15 protein-coding genes are annotated in these 20,034 nt (G+C 64.3%); 3 read left to right on the top strand and 12 right to left on the bottom strand.

Annotation, left to right across the window (positions count from 1 at the left end; all coding sequences use genetic code 11):
- Positions 1–22 precede the first annotated feature (22 nt).
- From ACFSDX_RS00260 to ACFSDX_RS00250, 3 genes are all read right to left on the bottom strand, one after another.
- A complete protein-coding gene (locus tag ACFSDX_RS00260; RefSeq protein ID WP_382310952.1) occupies positions 23–2,701 on the bottom strand; it encodes a TonB-dependent receptor in 2,679 nt (892 codons plus the stop codon).
- Positions 2,702–2,901: 200 nt separating this feature from the next.
- Positions 2,902–3,267: a winged helix-turn-helix domain-containing protein gene (locus ACFSDX_RS00255; RefSeq protein WP_382310950.1), complete on the bottom strand. Its 366-nt coding sequence runs from the start codon at positions 3,265–3,267 to the stop codon at positions 2,902–2,904.
- Between the two features lie 88 nt (positions 3,268–3,355).
- A complete protein-coding gene (locus tag ACFSDX_RS00250; protein ID WP_382310948.1) occupies positions 3,356–3,772 on the bottom strand; it encodes a hypothetical protein in 417 nt (138 codons plus the stop codon).
- 184 nt (positions 3,773–3,956) lie between these two features.
- Between ACFSDX_RS00250 and ACFSDX_RS00245 the strand changes: the two genes are divergently transcribed.
- Entirely contained in the window at positions 3,957–4,991 is a 1,035-nt protein-coding gene (locus ACFSDX_RS00245; RefSeq protein ID WP_382310946.1) for a hypothetical protein, read from the top strand.
- A gap of 107 nt (positions 4,992–5,098) precedes the next feature.
- Here the strand turns inward: ACFSDX_RS00245 and ACFSDX_RS00240 are convergent, their stop codons facing one another.
- Together ACFSDX_RS00240 and ACFSDX_RS00235 are read right to left on the bottom strand one after the other, a co-directional pair.
- On the bottom strand, positions 5,099–6,658 hold the full coding sequence (locus ACFSDX_RS00240) for an OmpP1/FadL family transporter (protein ID WP_382310945.1): 1,560 nt from the start codon (positions 6,656–6,658) through the stop codon (positions 5,099–5,101).
- Between the two features lie 93 nt (positions 6,659–6,751).
- Positions 6,752–8,182, bottom strand: coding sequence for a hypothetical protein (locus ACFSDX_RS00235; RefSeq protein ID WP_382310943.1), 1,431 nt, complete (start codon positions 8,180–8,182; stop codon positions 6,752–6,754).
- A gap of 261 nt (positions 8,183–8,443) precedes the next feature.
- Between ACFSDX_RS00235 and proS the strand changes: the two genes are divergently transcribed.
- Positions 8,444–9,919 carry a proline--tRNA ligase gene (gene proS / locus ACFSDX_RS00230; RefSeq protein ID WP_382310941.1) on the top strand — a complete coding sequence of 492 codons (1,476 nt, stop codon included), beginning with the start codon at positions 8,444–8,446 and terminating at the stop codon, positions 9,917–9,919.
- A gap of 95 nt (positions 9,920–10,014) precedes the next feature.
- Here proS and ACFSDX_RS00225 read toward each other — a convergent pair whose 3' ends face one another.
- From ACFSDX_RS00225 to ACFSDX_RS00195, 7 genes are all read right to left on the bottom strand, one after another.
- Positions 10,015–11,811 (bottom strand): hypothetical protein, encoded by a 1,797-nt coding sequence (locus tag ACFSDX_RS00225; RefSeq protein ID WP_382310939.1) that lies wholly within the window; start codon positions 11,809–11,811, stop codon positions 10,015–10,017.
- Positions 11,812–11,992: 181 nt separating this feature from the next.
- The gene (locus ACFSDX_RS00220) at positions 11,993–13,795 is read right to left on the bottom strand and encodes a hypothetical protein (protein ID WP_382310937.1); all 1,803 of its coding nucleotides are present in this window, start codon (positions 13,793–13,795) and stop codon (positions 11,993–11,995) included.
- 500 nt (positions 13,796–14,295) lie between these two features.
- Positions 14,296–15,930, bottom strand: a complete 1,635-nt coding sequence (locus ACFSDX_RS00215; RefSeq protein ID WP_382310935.1) for a BatA domain-containing protein — start codon at positions 15,928–15,930, stop codon at positions 14,296–14,298.
- Between the two features lie 94 nt (positions 15,931–16,024).
- A complete protein-coding gene (locus ACFSDX_RS00210) occupies positions 16,025–16,906 on the bottom strand; it encodes a DUF58 domain-containing protein (RefSeq protein WP_382310933.1) in 882 nt (293 codons plus the stop codon).
- The gene (locus tag ACFSDX_RS00205) at positions 16,906–17,388 is read right to left on the bottom strand and encodes a hypothetical protein (RefSeq protein ID WP_382310931.1); all 483 of its coding nucleotides are present in this window, start codon (positions 17,386–17,388) and stop codon (positions 16,906–16,908) included. The genes ACFSDX_RS00210 and ACFSDX_RS00205 overlap by 1 nt, the downstream gene beginning before the upstream one ends.
- A 67-nt stretch (positions 17,389–17,455) precedes the next feature.
- Positions 17,456–18,433 carry an AAA family ATPase gene (locus ACFSDX_RS00200; protein ID WP_382310929.1) on the bottom strand — a complete coding sequence of 326 codons (978 nt, stop codon included), beginning with the start codon at positions 18,431–18,433 and terminating at the stop codon, positions 17,456–17,458.
- A gap of 102 nt (positions 18,434–18,535) precedes the next feature.
- Positions 18,536–19,159, bottom strand: a complete 624-nt coding sequence (locus ACFSDX_RS00195; protein WP_382310927.1) for a DUF4159 domain-containing protein — start codon at positions 19,157–19,159, stop codon at positions 18,536–18,538.
- 217 nt (positions 19,160–19,376) lie between these two features.
- On the opposite strand from ACFSDX_RS00195, the gene ACFSDX_RS00190 reads away from it, so the two are divergent.
- Positions 19,377–20,000, top strand: a complete 624-nt coding sequence (locus ACFSDX_RS00190) for a porin family protein (protein WP_382310925.1) — start codon at positions 19,377–19,379, stop codon at positions 19,998–20,000.
- The last annotated feature ends 34 nt before the right edge of the window (positions 20,001–20,034 follow it).

The raw sequence follows: 20,034 nt of genomic DNA, 5'->3' as shown, positions 1-20,034 counted from the left end.
ACCAACCTAACAGGTATTCAGTTTATAGCCCGTAAGTAACTGTCAAATAATATAGGCCGCCCACGCTGGGGCCGCCTAGGTAACTCACGTAGTAGTGATTGAGTACGTTGCTGGCCCCGAGCTTGAGGCGCACCTGGGCGGCCGGAATATGGTAGCTGAGTTGGGCGTCGAGAGTGCTGTAGGCGGGCACGTCGCCATTGACCAGGAAGGTCTGGGAGTAGTAGCTGACTTGGTGCCGAAAATTGAGTCCGAAGCCGGCGTTTTTATACGCGTTTTCGTTGCCCAGGCTCAGGTTGTACATCCAGCGCGGGGTGTTGAAGCCGTCTTCGAGGCCGTCGCCGTTTTCGGTGCGGTCGAGGCGGGTGTAAGTGGCGTTGGTGCCGAGCAGGTAGCCGCCGGCCAGGTTGTAGCGCAGGCCCGCCGAGCCGCCGTAATTGTAGACCTGGCTGCGCGAGTTGGTCCAGAGGCGGTAGCGGGCCTGGGTGCTGCGGGCGTTGAGGGCGGTGGCCACGGCGTTGAGGTTGTCGCCGCTCACGGGCACAATGGTGCTGGGCAGCGGGTCCTGGATGGTGCTGCCGCCCGTGGTGGCCGCGATGGGCACGTAGGCCTCGACCTGCGCAATGAAGTCGCGGTAGGAGTTATAGTAAAAATCGACATCGAGCAGCAGCCGGCCGCTTTCCCCAAAGGCCGCTTTGTAGCCCATTTCCAGCGACTTAATGTACTCGGGCTGGAGGTAGGTGTAGGGCGTTTTTTGCAGTGCGCCCTGGCTAGCCAGGATGGCGGCGGCCCGCTTCTGGGCCGTGGTCTGGGCCGAGGAATTGGCGTTAATGGCGGCCGTTACCTGGTTGTTAAAGGCGTCGATGCTGGCGCGGGTGTAGCTGTTTTCAAATACGCCGTTACTCATCACGCGCAGCCCGCCGATGCGCTTTACCTGGCCGCTGTTCACGTTCGAGAAACCCTCAAACAAGCTCGGGAAGCGGTAGCCGCTCTGGTAGCTTAGGCGAAAGTTTTGCCGCTGCGTGGGTGAGTACACCGCCGTAAAGCGGGGGTTAAACTTCACGTCGAAGTAGTCGTTTTTATCGACCCGCAGCGTGGCCGTGAGGCGCAGCTTCTCCTGAAACAGCCGCCCGCCGGCCTGCACGAAGCCACCAGTTTTGGAGTACGTCAGGTTGTCGCCTAGGGCGTCTTTGCCGGGTTCGGGGTTCACGAAGTAATTGCCGTCGGGCACCACCACGTAGGTGCGGTGGTCGGCGCCGGCCAACAGGTCGAGCTTATTGGTCAACGACTTGCCGCTGCGGCGCAAGACTTCGGCGATGTTTACCTGGGCCTCGCCGTGCAGCAGGCGGGCCTGCACGCGCAGGGCGGCGCCCACGTCCCAGTTATTCACATTTTGCAGCTGGCCTAGGCGCTGGTTGAAGGCGTCGGTGCCGGGCTGGAGGCGGCCGGCGTCGGCGGCGCTGCGGGCGGTGGCCAGGGCCTGGGCCACGGGCTGGCCGCCAGCCGTGGCGGTGTTCCAGGCGCTGGTAAAGTCGTTGTTCCAAACGGCGTCCGGCTTATAACTGCGGTCGATGTTCTCGCCCATCGAGCGCAGGTTGTAGCTCTGGCCGGTGTTTTCCTGGGTGAGGTAGGCGCGGGCCTGCACCACAGGCGAAGAGAAAGTAAACGCGTGCTGCTGAAGTAAATAGTTTTGGAGCCGGAAGCGGTTCGAGCGCTGGTACACGTTGTCGAAATTCGCCACGCGGTAGGTGTAGGCCAGCTCCACGCCCGGCCGGAAGCGGTAGTGCAGCCCTAGGTCGGCTTTGAGGGTCCTGAGGTTGTAATCGACCAAATCGCGCTCGTCGTAGCCGGTGCGGGCCACCGCATACTGCCGCCCGCCGAGCGTGAGCGTGGTGCGGTCAGAAGACTCGTTGCCGTAGCGGTTTACCTGGTCCGGGGCCGGGTTGTCGGCCCCAAACAGGCCGGTGGTGGCGTTGCCCTGGCCGTTGATGTCGGTTTGGTCATTGGCTACCCAGTCGTAGGCCCGCAGGTAGGTGCCATTCACCTTGAAGGCCAGCTTGTCCGGCATCAGCACCTTGGCGTAACGCACGCTGGTTTCGGAGTAGCTCTTCACCGGCGAGCCGCCCTCGCCAAACGTCTTCACGTTGGGGTCGTTCAGGTGGTTGACGCCCGTTTGCTGGCGCACGCTCAGCCCCTGGTAGGCGAAGGGGCTCTTGGTCTGGAAGTTGGCGAGCCCGTTGATGGCGTTGAGGCCGTAGAGCGCGGCGGCCGTGCCGGGCACTATCTCCACGCTCAGCACATCGAGGTCGCTCGGCCCCAGCACGTTGCCGATGGGCGCCCCAATGTGCGGCGCCTGGTTATCGACCCCATCCACGAGCTGCGCAAAGCGCACGTTGGTGGTGTTGGTGAAGCCGCGGGCATTTATCACCTTAAAGCCTAGGCTGGGCGTGATGACTTGCACGCCCTTGAGGTTTTCGATGGCATCGAAAAACGAGGCCGCCGGCGACAGCCGAATGGCCCGCGCGTTGAGCTTCTCCACCGTCACGGGCGAGCGCAAAAAGCTCTCCTCGACCCGCGAGGCCGATACCACCACTTCGGTGAGGGCGGTGTGCAGCGTGTCGGCGGGCGCCGGTGGCCGCGGTGATTTGGCAAGCTGGGTAGCCGGGCGCGCTGCCTGGCCATAGGCAGCTGGCGTAGCTGCCAAAAAGCTGGCGGGCAACAAAATAGTTAAGGTGCCCGCACGACCTAACCAAAAAAGTAGTGGATTTACCAAGAAAATAGAGCGTTATATCTTCAAGGATATAACGTGGTTCGCTGCTACTTGTTTGGTAAATAGCAAATAGCCTTGATTATCAGAGTATTTAACAGCCTAGCCGCCCGGCACTCGCAAACTGAGAGCCCGCGCTACGGTGCGGCGTAGAGCCGGGCCGTTTCGTCGGCCAGAAACTGGGCGAAGCGGGCCTGCATGGCCTGAAACTCGGCTACGGCCTGGGCGCCGGCCTCCGTGAGCACTGCGCCGCCGCCGTGCGCGCCGCCCGCCTGGGTGCCCACTAACGGCTGCCGGGCCTGGGCGTTCATGGAGCTTACTAGGTCCCAGGCTTTTTTATACGACATGCCCATCTCCTTGGCAGCCCGCGAGATAGAGCCCGTGGCCGCAATGCGCTCCAGCAGTTCGAGCCGGCCAATGCCCAGAAAGCGGTCGGCCGGGCCCTCTACCCAGAGGCGGCCATTGGCGCGGAAAGACTGATTTTCGGCAAAAAGCTCGTGCATGAGGATATCGGCAGGGAAGGCGGGGGCCGCAAAAATAGCTGGCCGGCCCGCGGCCCGCGTTGCTTTCGAAGCCCCAGCGCCGGGCTACCTAGGCCGGTTGCTGCCGCAGCCAAGATACGGCATCGGCCTCGGCATCGAAGGAGCGGTAGCGCATGGGCAGGCCGCCGACGTTGGTGGTGATGTAGGCCGTAGCCAAGCGGGCGTAGGTGTCGGCCGATACCACGATGGCGCCGTAGCGGTAGCCACCGACCTGCACGGCTTCGGGCAGCCACTCCTGCGACACCCACTGCTGCTCGGCCGTTGAGAAGGGAAGCATCGCCAGTTGGTTGCCCAGCACCTTACTCCAGCCGCGCTGCCGCAGGGCTTGGGTTACGTGGCTGAGAAAGGCCTGCGTGTCGGCCAGAGTACGTGGGGTGGCCGACCAGGTCAGCCGTAGAAACCCCGCCGGGTCGGCCGCGAACTGGCCCGCGGCATTCTGAAATAAAACGGGTAAAGTAGCTGCCATCAAGCCCCAAAGATAACCTGGACAGGGTGAGAAGCGGCTGAAGCGTGGTAAAACGGCCCTTTACAAGTTGGCCTTCCCAAAAGCGGAGGTCTGGCGCGGGAGGGGAGAAATAAGTGGGCGACTATGGGCGTTGGGCAGGGGAGAAGACCGGGGCATCCGCGCCCGGCTGCCGACCTTTGCCCGTATGATGCGCCCTCTGTTGCTCTTTTTTGGCCTGGCCCTGCTGGCGGCCTGCTCCGATGTGAAGACGAATACCGGCCAGCGCCTCGATTTTGTGGGCAGCAGCCGCCTCACGTCGAGCAACCGCACGACCTCGGTGCCCGGCGACACGCTGGCCAGCCGCATCTACGCCGAAGCTAACCCCGACGACCCGAGCCAGCTACTGACGCGCCTGCGCATCACGGTCACGTACTTGCCGCGCCGCGCTCCCTTTTTGTACCCCACGCCGGTCAGCTCCCTCAACCGCGACTCGATTAATAATAACCCCGATGCGGGTGTTATTTACCTCGATACGCTACTGAGTAGTAGCGCGCTAACCTCTAAGAGCCTCTTGTTCACTTCCGTGTTTGGGGTGCGCACCACCACGGGCGCCGAACGCTGGCAGTATGAGCTGCTTGACCCCGACACCACGGTGCGGGCTAGCCGGGCCTTCCGGGTGAGCATGCGCCGCCCCGACTCGCTCAACACCTACCACGACTACACGCTGCGGCTGGTGGCGCCGGCCAACGGCGTGGGTGCCCGCCGCTTCTTGCAGCTGAATGCGGGCTTGGCGCTGCCCGCCTACTCGGTGCTGGGCACCACCACCAGCCGCCCCAAGAGCCGGGCCGCGCTGCAAAAGCTGACGGACCTCATCCTGCAGCCCGACGGCCTAACGCTGGTGACGCCCGATTCGCCAAATTCGGGTACCTTTCGGCTCGATGACCAGCGCTGGCCCGTGGCCAACCGGCGCCTCACGCGCATTTACCCCACTGCCGAAACCGCCACCACGTTTGTGGGCCTGCTAACCAACTCGGCCATCACCAATGCCTACAACACGGCGCAAACCGTCGGCGCCACGGGCCAGCGCATCGGCCCGGTGCAGGCCGGCCAGGTGTACGCCTTCCGCACCGGCGGAACCACCCCGCGCTACGGCGTGCTACTCGTGGTGAGCGTTCCGGTTTCTACGGCTACCACCACCACCCGGGGCCTCCAGCTGCAAGTGCGTATGGCCAAGCAGTGAGCGTTGCGGCTAAGGTTAATTAGTAGTTAAAGGTCTGATAAAAAGCAAAAAGAGGCGCCCCGAGCAAACTGCTCGGGGCGCCTCTTTTTGTGGCGGTGGCCCTAGGGTCAGAACGTGAAGCCTGCCGTGACGGAGCCGGAGTAGCGGTCGTTGCTGACCTGCACCACGGGTGCGCTGGCGCTGACCAGGGTGTAGGGCGAGTAGTAGGTGTTGTAGCGGGTGTATACGCCGGCCACATCGAAGAAGAAACTGCCCGTGCGCAGGCCTAGGCCGGCCGTGTAGTAGTCCTGGGCGAGGTTGGTGGCGCTTTGGTTCAGCACCGTGGTGGCACTGTAGGGCGAGCCGTAGCGGGCGTAGCCCAGGCGCACCCGAAAGATGTCGAGCCGCGCCTCGCCGCCCACGCGCAGGTTCACGGCCTTGGCGTAGCTCCGCTGCACATCAGCATTAACGTCGGAGAAGTCGGCGTTGTCGCCTAGGTTGTTGCTGGGGTCGCTATCGAGGCGCGCCTGCTGGTAGCCCACGTACTCCACGTCGCCGGTAATAAAGCCGTACTTACCGATGGTGACGGCCACGCCGCCATTGGCCCGGAAGGGCGTGGTGATGTTGTAGGCGTATTGGTTGGTGCCAGTGGTGGGCGTGTATATCTCGGCCGGAGTGCCTGAGAAGTTGGTGGTCAACGACTGACTATAGGTGTCGGTCATGCGCATCCAGGTCGGCGTTTGCACCGAGGCGCCAATGCGCACGGCGTCAACCACGCGGTAAATTAGACCTAGGCGGGCGTTGAAGCCCGTGCCGCTGGTTTGCACATCGTCGTAGAGCGAAAGGTCAGTAAACGGAGTGGTCGGGTCGTTTTCCGACTCCGTGAACGTGCGCCGCGTGTGGTAGTTCGACGTCACGAGGCCCAGCCCCAGGCCGATGTAGAGCTTGTCGCGGTACGAGCCGCCGTAGGCTAGGTCAAACTGCGACATCGAGCCCGTAGTCTGGATGCGCTCGCCCTGCGTGATGGGGCCCCGGCGCCGCTGCGTCAGCAGCGTGTCCTGGCCGCGCCGCCCCCGGTCTACCCGCGTAAGCAAGGCGCCAGCGCCCAGGCCATCGAGATTATAATAACTATCCGGCACCTGACTCTGAATGCTGCCGTTGGTGGTGCCCGTGAGCGGCGTGCGGTACTCGCGTAGGCGCTGCAGCAGCGAGGTGTTGTCACCCACGGTACCTAGGTAGTTCGAGCCCCCGTTGAAGTCGGCAATGCGCGTAAAGCCCAGGGCAAATGCCCCGCCTTTCCAGTTACTGTCGCCCGCGCCGTAGCCCAGCCGGCTGCGGCGCGACGAAAACACGGCCCCGCCGCTGAAGTTGAAGTTATTGGCCGTTTGGCTCAGCGGCCCGGCGGCCGTGGTGGTGTTGAGCAGCGTACCATCGCCCTGCGCCACGCCAAAGCCGGGCGTAATCTGAATCTCAGACTTCTGGTACAAGCCCAAGCCAGCGGGGTTCGAGCTCACGTTGCCGTAATCAGCCCCGAGCGCCACGTTGGCCCCCCCGATACCTAGGGTGCGGGCCGAGCCCCCAAACTGGAGCCGGGAGTAGCGCAGGGCATCAGTAGCATCCTGGGCATAAGCGTGGCTGGCCTGCCCGAGCGCCAGGGGCAGGCTGAGCCAAAGAATCCGTTTTTTCATAGGGAAAAGGAGAGAAAAAAGGGAGCCGGCCGTGGGGCCGGCTCCCTGAGAAACACGTTTCTGCAAAAAGAAAAGCCGAAGAAAAAAACTGGCCTAGCGGCCGCGGCGGCCACCGCCGCCCCCACCCCCAAAACCACCAGCGGCCCCGCCACCGCCGCCAAAGCCGCCGCCCGAAGGCGCCGGAGCGGGCTGGTAACTACGCTGCTCCATGCGCGGCTGCGAAAAACCGCGGTCGGGCTGCGAGTAGGCGCGCTGCTGCTGTTGCGGCTGCGAGAAGCCCCCGCGGGCGCCCCCCATGTTGCCGCCGTTGTTGACGCTGCCGCCGCCATTAGCCGGCTGGGCAAATACGTCGCGGAAGAAGCCCCCGCGACGCGGCTGCGCGGCACCGGGGTTAGCGGCCGCCGCATCGGCGTTGCGTGGCTGGTTGTAGCCACCATTGGCACCCCCATTATCCATGGAGCGCCAGCCGCCGCGGCCACCCGCGTTCGGCGAGTTGGGGTTTACGGTAGTCTGGTCGAAGCGCCGGCCGCCCACACCAGCCGTGGGGTCGTTACCAGTGACCTGGCCCGGGGCTACGCCAGTTGCCTGGCCGAAGCCCGTAGCTGCGCCATTTACCACGCGGCGGCCGCCAATCACTCCCGTAGGAGCGTTCACGCCGCCGGGGTTGCCGGGGTTACCAGGGTTCATACCCCGCTGGCCACCCACGGCATTTACAGCGCGGCCATCGCGCCGGCCCACCCGAATGGCGTCGCGGTCGTAGCCGTTGGGGTAGCCACCGTTCACGATGGAATTCTTATACACGTAGTTGCGGGCTCCGCCGTAGCCACCCTCGTAGTAGCCAGCGCCGCCGCCATAGTAGCCGCCCCCACCGTAGGGGTAGCGGCCGTAGGCGTAGGGCGAGTAGCCGTAGCCAAACGGCGAGCCAAACCCAAATGGGGAGCCAAAGCCGCCCAGGCCACCGTAGCCAAAGCCCAGGCCAAACGACGAGCCGTAGCCGAAGGGCGAAAAGAAGGGGTCGTAAAAGCCACCGTAGCCGGGGTAACCTAGGCCGTAGCTGAAGGGGCTGTAGCCGCCAAAGCCGCCGCCGTAGCCGTACCCAATGCTCATGCCTAGGCCGTAGCCGAAGGGCGAGCCGTAGAACGAGGGCGCTACCGACCAGTTGGGCGTGTAGTTGTAGGTGCTCACGCCGGGCCCGGTGTAGGGCTGGCCAAAGCCGCTGGGCGAAGCTGAAGTATAGCTATCGTCGTAGTAATCAGTGCCGCTGCCCGTAGCCTGGGTGCCGTCGCCCTGGTAGTCGGGGTTGGCGTCCTCAGTCGTTTGGGTAGTCTGGGTTTGCACCCGGGCCGTCTCGTAGCCGTAGCTATCGGTCTGGGGGCGGGCGGGCGCCGGGGCCACCGTGGTGCGGTCGGCCGAGGAGTAGTACACCCCGTCGTCCTCCGTGGAGGAAACGGCCCCCGTGGTAGCGCACCCGCCGAGGGCGAGCAGTGCCAGGGCCGGCAAAGTAGCGGTGAGTATTTTTTTCATGGCTGAAAAAAGGCGAAATCAGCTTGCTGCTGAGTGAGATAGTAAAAAAATGCTATGCGTGTGGAATCTACGTGAAGCCCTGCTAACGTGGCCAGACCGAACAAGATACAGGGCCAACGAAGATTCCGCCCCGGCGCACGTTACTATAACGTAATTTCGCCCCGAAACGGTGCCTTTATTCTGAAGTTACTGACACAAAACCTGTACCAGTTTCGACCGGCCCTAGGGCGCGGCCGACCAACTGGGCGTTAGATGCCTGATATGAGCAAAAAGTTGCCTACCCGCCAGGAAGATTATTCGGCCTGGTACAACGAATTGGTGAAGCGCGCCGGCCTAGCCGAGAACTCCGCCGTGCGCGGCTGCATGGTGATAAAGCCCTACGGCTACGCCATTTGGGAAAAAATGCAGCGCCAGCTCGACGATATGTTCAAGCGCACTGGCCACGAAAATGCCTACTTCCCGTTGTTCGTGCCCAAGAGCCTGTTTGAGGCCGAGGAAAAGAATGCCGAGGGCTTCGCCAAAGAGTGCGCCGTGGTGACCCACTACCGCCTCCAGAGCGACCCCGACCGCCCCGGCAAGCTGCGCGTGGACCCCAACGCCAAGCTCGAAGAAGAGCTCATCGTGCGCCCCACCTCGGAGGCCATCATCTGGAGCACCTACAAAAACTGGATTCAGAGCTACCGCGATTTGCCGCTGCTCATCAACCAGTGGGCCAACGTGGTGCGCTGGGAAATGAAGACCCGGATGTTTCTACGCACCGCCGAATTTTTGTGGCAGGAAGGGCACACCGCCCACGCCACCGCCACCGAGGCCGTGGCCGAAACCCGCCAAATGCTCGACGTGTACGCCGAGTTTGCGGAGGAGCACATTGCCCTGCCCGTGGTGAAGGGCGTGAAGACGGCCAATGAGCGCTTTGCCGGCGCCGAAGACACCTACTGTATCGAGGCGCTGATGCAGGATGGCAAGGCCTTGCAGGCCGGCACCAGCCATTTCCTAGGTCAGAATTTTGCCAAGGCGTTCGACGTGCAGTTTCAGACTAAGGATGGCGGCCTGGAGCACGTGTGGGGCACGAGCTGGGGCGTGAGCACCCGCCTGATGGGTGCCCTCATCATGGCCCACTCCGACGATGAAGGCCTGGTGCTGCCGCCCAAGCTGGCCCCGATTCAGGTTGTGATTATTCCGATTTACAAGACCGGCGAATTGGACGCGCTCATCGAGCGCATTCGGCCCATCCAGCAGGGCCTGCTGGCGCGCGGCATTTCGGTGAAGCTCGACGCCCGCGACACCGAGCGCCCCGGCTTCAAGTTTGCCGAGTGGGAGATGAAGGGCGTGCCTGTGCGCCTGGCCATCGGCGCCCGCGACCTCGACGCCGGCACCGTCGAAGCCGCCCGCCGCGATACCAAGCAGAAGCTGCAATTGCCCCTGGCCGACGTAGTGGACAGCGTAGATAAGCTGCTGAACGACATTCAGCTAAACATCTATACCAAAGCCAAAAACTACCGCGACGCCCACACCACCCGCGTCGAGACCTACGACGAGTTTAAGGCTGTGCTCGACGGCAAAGGCGGCTTCGTAGTGGCCCACTACGATGGCACCTCCGAAACCGAGGAGCTCATCAAGGAGCAAACTAAAGCCACTGTGCGCTGCCTCCCCCTCAACGAAGCCGACGAGGATGGCGTCTGCATCGTGACCGGCAAGCCAAGTACCCGTCGCGCTTGGTTTGCGCGGGCGTACTAGAGTTAGGCTCTCTAGGTAGCAAAAAGGCTGTGCTGCCTATCTAGCGTTGGCTAGGTAGGCAGCACAGCCTTTTTAGCGCGCGTAAAAGCGTGGCGCTACAGCTTTTCCTCCAGCCACAGAAAGCCTGCGGCCAGCAAAAACAACCCGAAGAACCACCCGGCCGGCCACGGCTCCTGCTTAGCACCCGCGGCGGCGCTACCAAGTTTGTGGGTCCCTAGGTGCTGTGCCAGCGCCTGCCGGCGCTCGGCCAGCTCGGGCCCGCGCCAGGCGGCCGAGTCGTAGACGAAGAAATTGTAGGCTGTGCGGCCGGGGCCCTGTACCTGGTGCCAGCCCGCGGTGCGGGGCCAGTACTGGGCGGTGCTCCATTCGGGCAGGCGCAGGTCCTGGGCCAGGGCCAGCTGCACGGCCGCGCCGCCCGCCAGCGGGCGCACGGTGGGCAGCGCAGCGGGCGCGGGCAGGGCGCCACTCAGGCGCAGGGCCAGCGGGTACTGCGGCCGGGGCCAGCGGCTGGCCAGCTGCCAGGTAGCGGCCAGCGCGGGCGGCGGCGTGGCCGCCACCAGCAGCTGGCTCCAGAAGGCGCCGTAGGCCGTTTCCTGCCCCTGCAACGCCCACCGAAACGTGGCGGGCACCACCGATACTACCACCGTGCCTAGGCCAAAACGCCGGCTGGCGGCCACTAGCGCGGCATTGGGGCCATTCACCAACGGTTTTAAAGCGGCCGTGGGCCGCAGGTGGGCAGGCAGTGTGGCGCGGAGGCCGGCCGGAGCGCCCGGCCAGGTTACTGGCTGTGGGTTGGCGCTGGGGCCGGTAGTGGGCTGGGCTACGATGGCGAACGCAGCGCGGGCGGGCGCCGCCGCCGGGAGCGGCGCGATATCGGCCAGTACCACTATGCCCAGGCGGCCAGCCTGGGTGGCTGCGCGCAACGCTTGATTTTCGGCGGCAGGGAGGGCGGCCAGCGTGGCGGCATCGGCCACTACCACGGCGTAGCGGCTGAGCAGGGCAGGCGTGAGGTGGTCGAGCGGCTGGGCGGGCTGGTTAATAAACTCGGTTTGCACCAAACCTGTGCTCACGATGCTGCGCAGGCCCACGGCCCGGCCCTGGGCGACCAGGTTGTTTTTAAGAAACTTAAACTCGAACGATGGCGTGGCGCTCAGCAGCAGCACGGGCGGCAAGGCCGTGGTCGTGACCTCGACCGGCACCGGCTCGGTGGCGACTACGCGGCCATATTGGCGCAGCACCAATTCGGGCAGTTGTCGCCCCGCCGCTTTGGGTAAATAACGTAGCCGGAATGCGCCGCTTTTGGTCAGCCGCACCGAGTCGCGCCCCGCGCCGGCGGCGCGCAGGCTCACCCAGGCGGGGGCGCTGCCGGCGGCTACTGTGCCTTCTACCACCAGCGCCTGCCCTAGGCGCAGCTGCGAATTCCAGTGCGCCTGCCGGAAGCCCTCGAAGGCCGGCGCTGTGTGGGCTTGCAGCGGCACGTTGCCCAGCGCGCCTAGGTCGGCGGCGGGCAGGCCGTGGCCCAGCACGTGCAGCTGGCGCAAGGCCGGGCGCTGCTCGGCCAGGGCCAATAGGCTACCTAGGGGCCGGGTGCCGGCGGGGGCGGGCACGCCGTAGCTCCACACCGGCGTGCCAGCGCCGAGGCGCTGCCGCAGCTGGCGCAGGCTATCGGGCTGGTAGCCTTTGGTGAGTAAGATGGCAGCCGACTGTGTGGTTGGCACCGCCCGCGTGGGCGGGTAGGCACTGAACCACAGCCCCAGGGGTAGCAGCGCGCTGGCCAGTACCCGCAGCAGGCGCCGGCGCGGGTCGGGCCGCCGCCAGGCTGCCGCTACCAGCCACAAGCCCAGTAGGAGGCAGCCACCCAGCAGCAGGTAAGAAAGAAGCGGAGAAGACAATAGGTAATGCGTAAAGTGGTTGACTAGTAGCTAATAAGATAACAGGAGTCGTTTTGGGCGTATCTGAGAACGGCTGTCCTTGCGAGCGGAGCGAAGCAATCGCAACTGTTCAGTCGCGCCGTTTGGGTGCGATTGCTTCGCTCCGCTCGCAAGGACAACTACTTTCATCGGAAGCAGCCTTTTACTGGCCGAGCTCCTGGAAGTAGCGCCGGGCCAGCCGGTTGGGCGCCACGGCCGGAGCCGCCGTGGGGGTAGGAGGAGGAAGCAGGTCAGCCAGCGCGCGCTCGGCCACGGGCAGGCAGCTGGCGCAGGGTGTGCGGCCGGCGCGGGCATCGGCCGCCAACGTGCGCAGGGCACGCAATGCGGGCAGGTAGAGGCCAGGCTTTTGCAGCGCCGCCTGGGCTAGTACTTGGCCGGCTTGGTCGAGGGTAGCGGCTTCGGTGGGGCGGCCGGCTTGGCCGGCCTCGGCGGCGGCTAGCCAGCGCAGGGCCCCGCGCACGGCGGGCTGGGCGGCGGGCACCGGCACGGTGCCGGTGAGGTGCGGCACGGCGGCGCCCTTCAGCTCGCCGGTGAGGCGCAGGGTAGCTTCGGGGAAGGGCTGGGGCGTGAAGCCGGCCTTCTTGACATAAGCACGGGTTTGCTGTTGTACCTCCTTGAGCAGGCGCAGGGCGCGGTACTCGTAAGGGCGGGCGGCCTCGGGCTGGCCGGTGCGCAGGCGCAGCTCGGCGGCCCACATCTCGCTGAGCACCGCTTGCAGCTTGGCCTTCACGGCGGGCTCCAGGAAGTCGGCCGTTTCGGCATCGTCGTGTTTGTGGATGTAGGGGTCCATCAGGGCGTCGGTTTCGGCGGTTTGCGAGCCCAGGGTGCCGGGGCGGGGGGAGGCCACTGCGTGGTCATGGTCGTGGTCATCGGCCTCGGCGGTGGGGGCGTGGGCGGCGGGCGCGGCCGTGGCGGCCGGCGCATCGTCGTCCTCCGCGATGGGCGAGTGCGAGGGACCGGCCGTGACGCCCATGCCCTTCTCGGTTTCTTCACCTAGGAACTTGCCGTAGCGCAGGCGCAGCGACTGCTGGTCGAAGCCCAGGGCGTTGGCCCGGTTGGTAAACTCGGCGGGCGTGAGCTTCCGGCGCTCGGCGATGAGTTTTTCGGTGTCAATAATTATCTGGCGCTCACTGCGAAAGTAGGCCGGCGCGGTGTTCACGCCCATGCCCATATCAATGGCGCTCGTGGCGGCAGCCGTGTCTTGCCACTGCACCAGGTAGGTGTCGGAGCGGGCGCTCTGGCCGTGGTTGTCGCGGGCCTGGATGTAGAAATACAGCTCGTCGCCGTAGGTCATGCCCAGCTTGGGCAGGCTGAGCAGGCTGCTGAGCGTGCCTTGCGCCGGCTGGCCGCCGAGGCCGGCGCTCAGGTCGCGGCGCACCTCGTGGAATTTCACCGCCTCGCCCTGCCCCTGCGCCACCGTGATAATCATTTCGGCGTGGCTCAGGCCGTAGTCGTCGCGCAGCGTGGCCTGCACCGGCACCTCGGGCTTGGTACCAATGGCGGCGATAAGTGTATACGGTTTAGGCGTTTGGATGCGCACTACCGGTACCTGGTCGGGCCGCACGTCGATAGCGTAGTCGTCGGACACCTGGCCCGCGTAGCGCAGCCGGTACAGGGCCGGCGCGGCCAGGGTTTGCTCTGCAAAAAAGGTCCTAGGTTGGCCCGCCACCGGCTGCAGCGGCCGGCGCTGCCCCCCGATTTCCAGCACTGGTGCCGGCTGCACAGCCCGGTTCACTTCCACCACCCAGCGCACCCGCGAGCCCTGTGGGCACTGAAACGAGGCCTGCGCCGGCACATAGGCCGCCCGCCGCGTGTAGGCCGGCGGCGTCACGAGCAGGCTCACTTTTGAGATGTGCGCCGGGCCCGCCGGAGTTGGCTTCTGAGCTGGGTCGGGGGTAAAATGTACTGCCACGCTGGCGGGTGCGGTTGTAATGCGCGCTGCCACTGGTGGAAGAAGCCATAGCACAGTCGCGCAAACGCCTAAAAGAGCACTCAGAAGTAAAGACTTTTTAAAGGAAAATGGTAGTAGTGCTGGGCTATCTGCTGTTAGCTGCGTTAGTTGGTGACTTACATGCTCGTACTGCAATTTTCCGAGCAAGGGTAAGGTATCAGGTTTTTGCAGCAACAAGCCAGTGCTGTCTTCTAGCTCAGGATATTGCCGGTCGAGCCGCCGCGCTATGGCATCGTGGTCAAGTCGAGTTAAGGGCTCAGCAAACCACGCGTTGACAGCTAATAGGCATAGCACAGCAAGCCCTGTTAATAGTGGTGAAATAACAAGCCAGTGATGCACTATTGCCGCGAGGAGCGCCACTGCTGCCAGTGTTGGCAGCAGTAGCGCTTTTGCGTATCGACTAGCATAGCTCTGACGCACAGCTCGTAATTGCTGATAAGCTCGCGCATGTGCTTGGAGCAAAGCAATGTCTTTCGGAAGAGTAACAGACTGCATCATGCCAAAGAAGGTGAGGTGAATGCCGCCCGTCGAGTAGCTAGCCAGCGCTCCACGGCCAGAAGCAGGGCGGCCAGCAGCACCAGCCACGGCCGCAAATCAAGCAGCTGGAAGTCGGTGGGGGCGGGCGGCCCGGCTACTTGGGTGGCCGAAGTCGGCAGTTGCGCCGGGTCGAGGCGGCGCTGGTCGTGAGTGCCTAGGCGGGCTAGTTCGGCGCCCACTGACTCGGGGCGCAGCACGCTGAGCAGTAAGGCGGGCAGGGCCGGGCTGTCGGGCAGCTCGCTCCAGGCTGAATTGAGGCGGGTGGTGAGTTGGTAAATAGCTCCTTGGCCCTGCTCTTGGCGAGCCAGCACGGTACGACCTAGGCCATCGGTCCAGAGCGGCTCGGCCGCGGTGTTGACCGGTTGCTGGGCCCGCCGCCAGATAGTGACCGGCGTACTTTCTTCCAGCGCAAGCGCTGCCAGGGCAGTGGTGTCGGCCACACCGGGTCCGGTGGCGCTTTGCCACAGGTGCAGCCCTTGGCCCACGCGCCCCCGCCAAGCCGCCGGCACCGGCGCCGCCGACAGCCAAAACAGCCAATCGGGCGCGCTCGCCGGGTCGGGTAGGGTAGTGGCTACGGTCAGCGCTAGCGGGCCGGGCAAGCCAGCGCTCGCCGCTCGCAGCGCGGCGCGTAGGTAGCGCGCATCTTCGGTGTAGGCGGGCGTGGTGTATACCCATACCCGCAGGGCGGCGGGACGCACCGGTACGGCGGGTTGCGCCCAGCCCGAGTCGGCGGGCGTGATGGGTAGCGGCTGCACTTGCGCCAGGCCCGTGTTGGGCGCCTCGTAGCGCAGGGGAGGTAGGGCCGGGCCGGTGAGCTGCTGCCCCGCGGCGGGCCGCGCCACGGCCACGGTGCGGAAGGTCGTTTGCCGCTCGGTGCTGTGGCCCAGCAGCAGGCGTAAGCTGTCGCGGCTGCCGCTAGCTGCTTGCAGCCAAGTCGTTTCCGTGGTCAGGGGTAGCGTCTGCCAGGTCATGTTAGCAGGAAGAACACTGTGCGTGCCCTGGGCGCCGCGCAGCGTGGCCGGCGTCAGCACGTGCAGCGGCTGGCCGGCAAATGTGTCGGCCGCCTGCCGGATGCGCTCCCACGCAAAGCCCACCGTGGCGCCCTGGCTTAGCGCCCGTACGCTATCTGTTTGTCGCCCCAGCGAGTCGGCGCGCCAAGCCGCTTTCGATATTTTTGGTAGCCCTTCACCCAGCCAGCGCAGCGCGTAGCCGCGCCGCCGCAGGGAGTCGATGCTGGGCCGCACGGCCGCCAGCGAGCTGGTGCCCGCCAGCTCGGGGCTTATCAACACCTGCCCGCGGCCGCCCGGGCGCACCTGCCGCCACACCGGCCCGGCCACCGCCACGGCCAGCACCGCCAGCAGCGCTGCCCGCAGTAGCAGCAGCAGCACTTGCTCGAGGCGCAGGTTGCGCAGGCGGCGGTTGGCCCCGGCCGTCAGCCAGCGCAGGCTGCCCACCGCCACCTCCTGCCCCGGCCGGCGGTTCCAGAGGTGGATGGCCAGCGGTACCAGAAGGCCGAGCAGGGCAAGCAGCGCAGAAGGAGTAGTGAGGGCGAGCAATAGGTAGGTATTAGTAGGTAGAAAGGGTGTTTTCACCGCAGACGACGCAGAGGGTTTCGCAGAAGAGACGCAGAAGAGTGGCCTCTGCGCTCCTTCTGCGAAGACCTCTGCGTCGTCTGCGGTGAAAACATCAACTCATCATTTGGCGGCGTTTCAAAAACTCGCGCAGCGCGCCATCCAGCGGCTCGGCAGTACTTAATAAATGGTAATCAAGCCCCTGGCGGCGGGCGTTGTGGGCGGTGTCGCGCAGCCACGCCTGCAACTGCTGCTGATAGGCCCCGCGCTGCTGGTCGGCGTCGAGCTGGATGGTTTGGCCCGTCTCTAGGTCGCGGAACGTGACGGGCCCTTTATGGCTAAAGTTCAGCTCATTGCCCGCCACTAGGTGCAGCAGCAGCACGTCGCCGCTCACGGCCCGCAGGCGACCCAGGAGGCGCGTTATCTCGCCATCTTCCTCGTACAAGTCGCTCACGCACACCGTAAGGGCGCGCTGACGGCGGGCGGTGAGCGGCGCCAGCGTGGTTGTGCCGGGGAAGGCGCCGGTGGCTTCCGTCGTTTCGAGGGTGTGGTAGATGCGCGGTAGCTGGCGCGTATCGGCGCGGGGCCCCAGGTGCTGCAAACCCGTGGGACTTAGGATGCTTAGGCCCACGGCGTCGCCCTGTTTCTGGGCTAGGTAAGCCAGCGAAGCCAGCAGTAGTCGGGCATAGTCGAGCTTGCTGAGGCCGTTGGCATCGCGGTGGTTCATGCTGGCGCTTGCATCGAGCAAGAGATTCACCGTAAGGCTGGTATCTACTTCCGATTCCCGGATATAATACCGGTCCGAGCGCGCGGCTAGGCGCCAGTCGAGGCGGCGCAGGTCGTCGCCGGGTTGGTAGGGGCGGTACTGGCTAAACTCCATGCCCACCCCGTGGCGCCGGCTGGCGTGGGCGCCGGCCAAGAAGCCTTCGGCCGCTCGCTTGGCAGCGAGGGGCAGGTTGCGCAGGGCAAATAGGAGTTCGGGGGTGAGAAGCGACATCAGGGGCGCGGGGTTTTAGGCGTTGCTTTCCCGGCTGCGGGGGCTGGGCGCCCCGCTTTGGCCCCGGCCTTTTTGGCCGGGACTACCTGGCTAGCTGGTACATAGCGCCTCGTGGTTACGACCTTGGTAGTAGTCACCGTCTGGGCCGGCAGGGGGGGCAGGTCCAGCAACAGGCTATCGGCCGTGGCGACTAGCCCGCGGCGCAGCACCCAGCCGCGGCCCGCCGCCTGCCCCCGGTAAGCTGGGTAGCTGATGTATACGAACTGCCGGCGCATAGCCGCCGAAATGCTACTAGGTACGGCCGCCGCCGGGTTGCTCAGCACGCGTACCGAATCGCCCATACCTAGGTAGTCCGCCTGCTCGTAGCCCGGCGCCGGTTGGCTCTCAATGGGCAAGTGGCCCTGCGTAGAAAAGCGAACTGCCTGAGCGCGACCCGAAAAGGCCACCAACAGGAGCATTCCGATGCAAAGTAAGTGTTTCATAGAGAGCAGGTAACGAGGGAAGTAGTACCGGCGCGCCGGCTTTATGGGCACCAGCGTAGCGGTAAAATCAGACGGCGACTGCTTTCAGCAACTCCCGCACCGCATCATCGGGCGTCAGGTTCTCCGCTTCGGCATTGAAATTCAGGAGCACCCGATGCCGCAGCACCGGTGGCGCTAGGGCTTTAATATCGTCGAGCGTGGCGGCAAAGCGGCCTTGCAGCAGCGCCCGCGCCTTGGCGCACAAAATGAGCGCCTGCCCGGCCCTAGGTCCCGCGCCCCAGCGGCCGTAGTCCTGAATAAACTTCACCGTGGAAGTGGCCGGGCGGGTGGCCCGCACCAGCCGGTTCACGAAGCTCAGCAGCTCGGGGCTGAGGCTAACCTGGCGCACCAGCTGCTGCAATTGCCGGATGTCCTCGCCGCCCAGGATGGGCTTTACCTCGGCGCGGGTGCCGCCAGTGGTGCCGCTGAGCACCGCCATTTCCTCCTGCTCGGTGGGGTAGCCGATGCGCACGTACAGCAAGAAGCGGTCGAGCTGCGCCTCGGGCAGCGGGTAAGTACCGCTCTGCTCAATAGGGTTTTGCGTAGCTAGCAGGAAGAACGGCTTGGGCAGCGCGTGTTCCTGGCCGGCGTAGGTCACGTGGCCTTCCTGCATGGCTTCGAGCAGGGCGGCCTGGGTTTTGGGCGGCGTGCGGTTGATTTCATCGGCCAGCACGAGGCTGGCGAAAATCGGCCCCTGGTTGAACTTGAACGAGCGGTGCCCTGTGCCGTGGTCCTCCTCCAACACTTCGGTCCCTAGGATGTCGGTCGGCATCAAATCGGGCGTGAACTGGATGCGGCGAAACGGCAGGTCGGTGGCCGAAGCCAGCGTGCGCACCAGCAGCGTTTTGGCCAGGCCCGGCACGCCCTCCAGCAGGGCGTGGCCGCCGGCCAGCAGCGCCACCAGCACCTCGTCGAGCACCGACTCCTGGCCCACGATGATTTTGCCAATTTCCGCCTTGAGGACGGGCAGCTTGGCGAGGAGCGTTTTTACGTCTTGTTCGGTCATGTGTTTAGCGTTAGCTGGCAGCGGCTAGCTGTCAGCTTTTCGAGAGATAGACAAGAAGAGTGGGTGGGAAAAGCTGGTGGCTAGTAGCAGCGGGCTAGCAGCTCAGGATAAGGCGTACAGCAGGATATTGACTCCGAACTTAGTGTTGTCCTCGGCCAGAAAGCGCTTGTTTCGAAAGTCGTAGTCCCACTCGCAGCCGTAGTCTTTGTTGGAATAGAGTACTCCTAGGCGGCCGTTTATCTCCACGCCCTTCAGATAGTCGTGCACCAAGTCGTCGCCCCAGCCATTGAGTTCGAAGCCTGTGTTGGGCGGCCCATCCTTAAACTTAAAGAACTGGCTGTAAATAGGATGGGTCTTCGATATTTTCTTGAGCGATGTGGCCCCGAAGCAGGCCCGCATCTGCTCCTCGAAGGAGCGGGCGAATAGCCCGTCGATGTCGTGGTTGCAGTCGTCCACGAATACGAAGCCGCCGTTGCGCACGTACTGCGTGAAGTTTTTCTTTTCCTGGGCCGAAAACTGCACCAGCCGGTGCCCGCTGAGGTAGCAAAAAGGGTAGTTGAACAGCTCGGGGCTATCGAGGGCCACCACCTTTTCCTTGGGGTCAACGGGTACCGTGGTATACTGCACCAAGGAGTGCAGTAGGTTAGCGGGCATGCGCTCATCCACCGCGTCCCAGTCGCCGGAGTGGTAGCTGAGGCGCACAAACGTGAAAGGAGCAGCGGGCATACGAAACGGTTAAGCAAGCAAATAAAGGCGGCCGGAGCGCCTAAATGAAACAGGGCGACGCCGTTGGTTGCGCCGTACGCCATTCTTTTTACAGTTTTTTCTGGCGAAAGCTCATCATAACTCCATTGGGTAGGGGGCCGTTAGTGCCTGCAGCTGTACTATTCTGCTCTTCGCCGCGTTAGCCGCTTTAGTATTTTACTCTTAAAAAATTATCCTAATGAAAGCCCTCATCCTTCCGGTTGCCGCCCTACTTACCCTCGCCCTTGCCCCCAAAGCCCACGCCCAATTTGGCGTAAAAGGAGGCGTCAACTTTGCCCAGCTGCAAGGCCGCTCGGGCGAAGATGCCAGCTACAAAACCTTCTACCACGTGGGTATTTTGTACCAGGCCAACATCTTGGGGCCGTTGTCCATCCAGCCCGAGCTGCAATACTCGGTGCAGGGCAGCGACCTCAAAGGTGCCATCACCAACTACGAAACCAAGCTGCACTACTTCACAGTGCCCGTGCTCGCCAAAGTGACCCTAGGGCCCGTTTTTGTGGAAGCCGGCCCGCAGTTTGGCTACCTCGTGAGCGCCAACGACAAAGGCAACGTGCAGATTAGCAACACCAACGGCTCGGCCAGCTACGGCCAAGTGGACCAGGCTTCTACGGGCAACTACAAGCGCGGCGACTTTAGCCTCGCCGCTGGCGCAGGCCTGAAATTCAGCGCCCTTTCCATCGGCGCCCGCTACGTGGCCGGCCTCAACGACATCAACGACGTGCGCAACCTAAGCGGCGTGAACGACCCCAAGCTGCAAAACCGCGTGTTCCAGCTCTACGCCGCCATCCAGTTTGGCAAGTAGCAATGAGTGAATGAGTGAGTTACGACTGGTAATT

Origin of the sequence: Hymenobacter bucti (assembly GCF_042681145.1) — a bacterium.
GTDB lineage: Bacteria > Bacteroidota > Bacteroidia > Cytophagales > Hymenobacteraceae > Hymenobacter > Hymenobacter bucti.
This window is presented reverse-complemented; position numbering and strand designations above follow the sequence as displayed.

Coding starts and splice junctions, on each gene's coding strand:
- ACFSDX_RS00255 (WP_382310950.1), bottom strand. CDS start 3,267: ATGCACGAGCTTTTTGCCGAAAATCAGTCTTTCCGCGCCAATGGCCGC.
- ACFSDX_RS00250 (WP_382310948.1), bottom strand. CDS start 3,772: ATGGCAGCTACTTTACCCGTTTTATTTCAGAATGCCGCGGGCCAGTTC.
- ACFSDX_RS00245 (WP_382310946.1), top strand. CDS start 3,957: ATGATGCGCCCTCTGTTGCTCTTTTTTGGCCTGGCCCTGCTGGCGGCC.
- ACFSDX_RS00240 (WP_382310945.1), bottom strand. CDS start 6,658: ATGAAAAAACGGATTCTTTGGCTCAGCCTGCCCCTGGCGCTCGGGCAG.
- ACFSDX_RS00235 (WP_382310943.1), bottom strand. CDS start 8,182: ATGAAAAAAATACTCACCGCTACTTTGCCGGCCCTGGCACTGCTCGCC.
- proS (WP_382310941.1), top strand. CDS start 8,444: ATGAGCAAAAAGTTGCCTACCCGCCAGGAAGATTATTCGGCCTGGTAC.
- ACFSDX_RS00210 (WP_382310933.1), bottom strand. CDS start 16,906: ATGTCGCTTCTCACCCCCGAACTCCTATTTGCCCTGCGCAACCTGCCC.
- ACFSDX_RS00205 (WP_382310931.1), bottom strand. CDS start 17,388: ATGAAACACTTACTTTGCATCGGAATGCTCCTGTTGGTGGCCTTTTCG.
- ACFSDX_RS00200 (WP_382310929.1), bottom strand. CDS start 18,433: ATGACCGAACAAGACGTAAAAACGCTCCTCGCCAAGCTGCCCGTCCTC.
- ACFSDX_RS00195 (WP_382310927.1), bottom strand. CDS start 19,159: ATGCCCGCTGCTCCTTTCACGTTTGTGCGCCTCAGCTACCACTCCGGC.
- ACFSDX_RS00190 (WP_382310925.1), top strand. CDS start 19,377: ATGAAAGCCCTCATCCTTCCGGTTGCCGCCCTACTTACCCTCGCCCTT.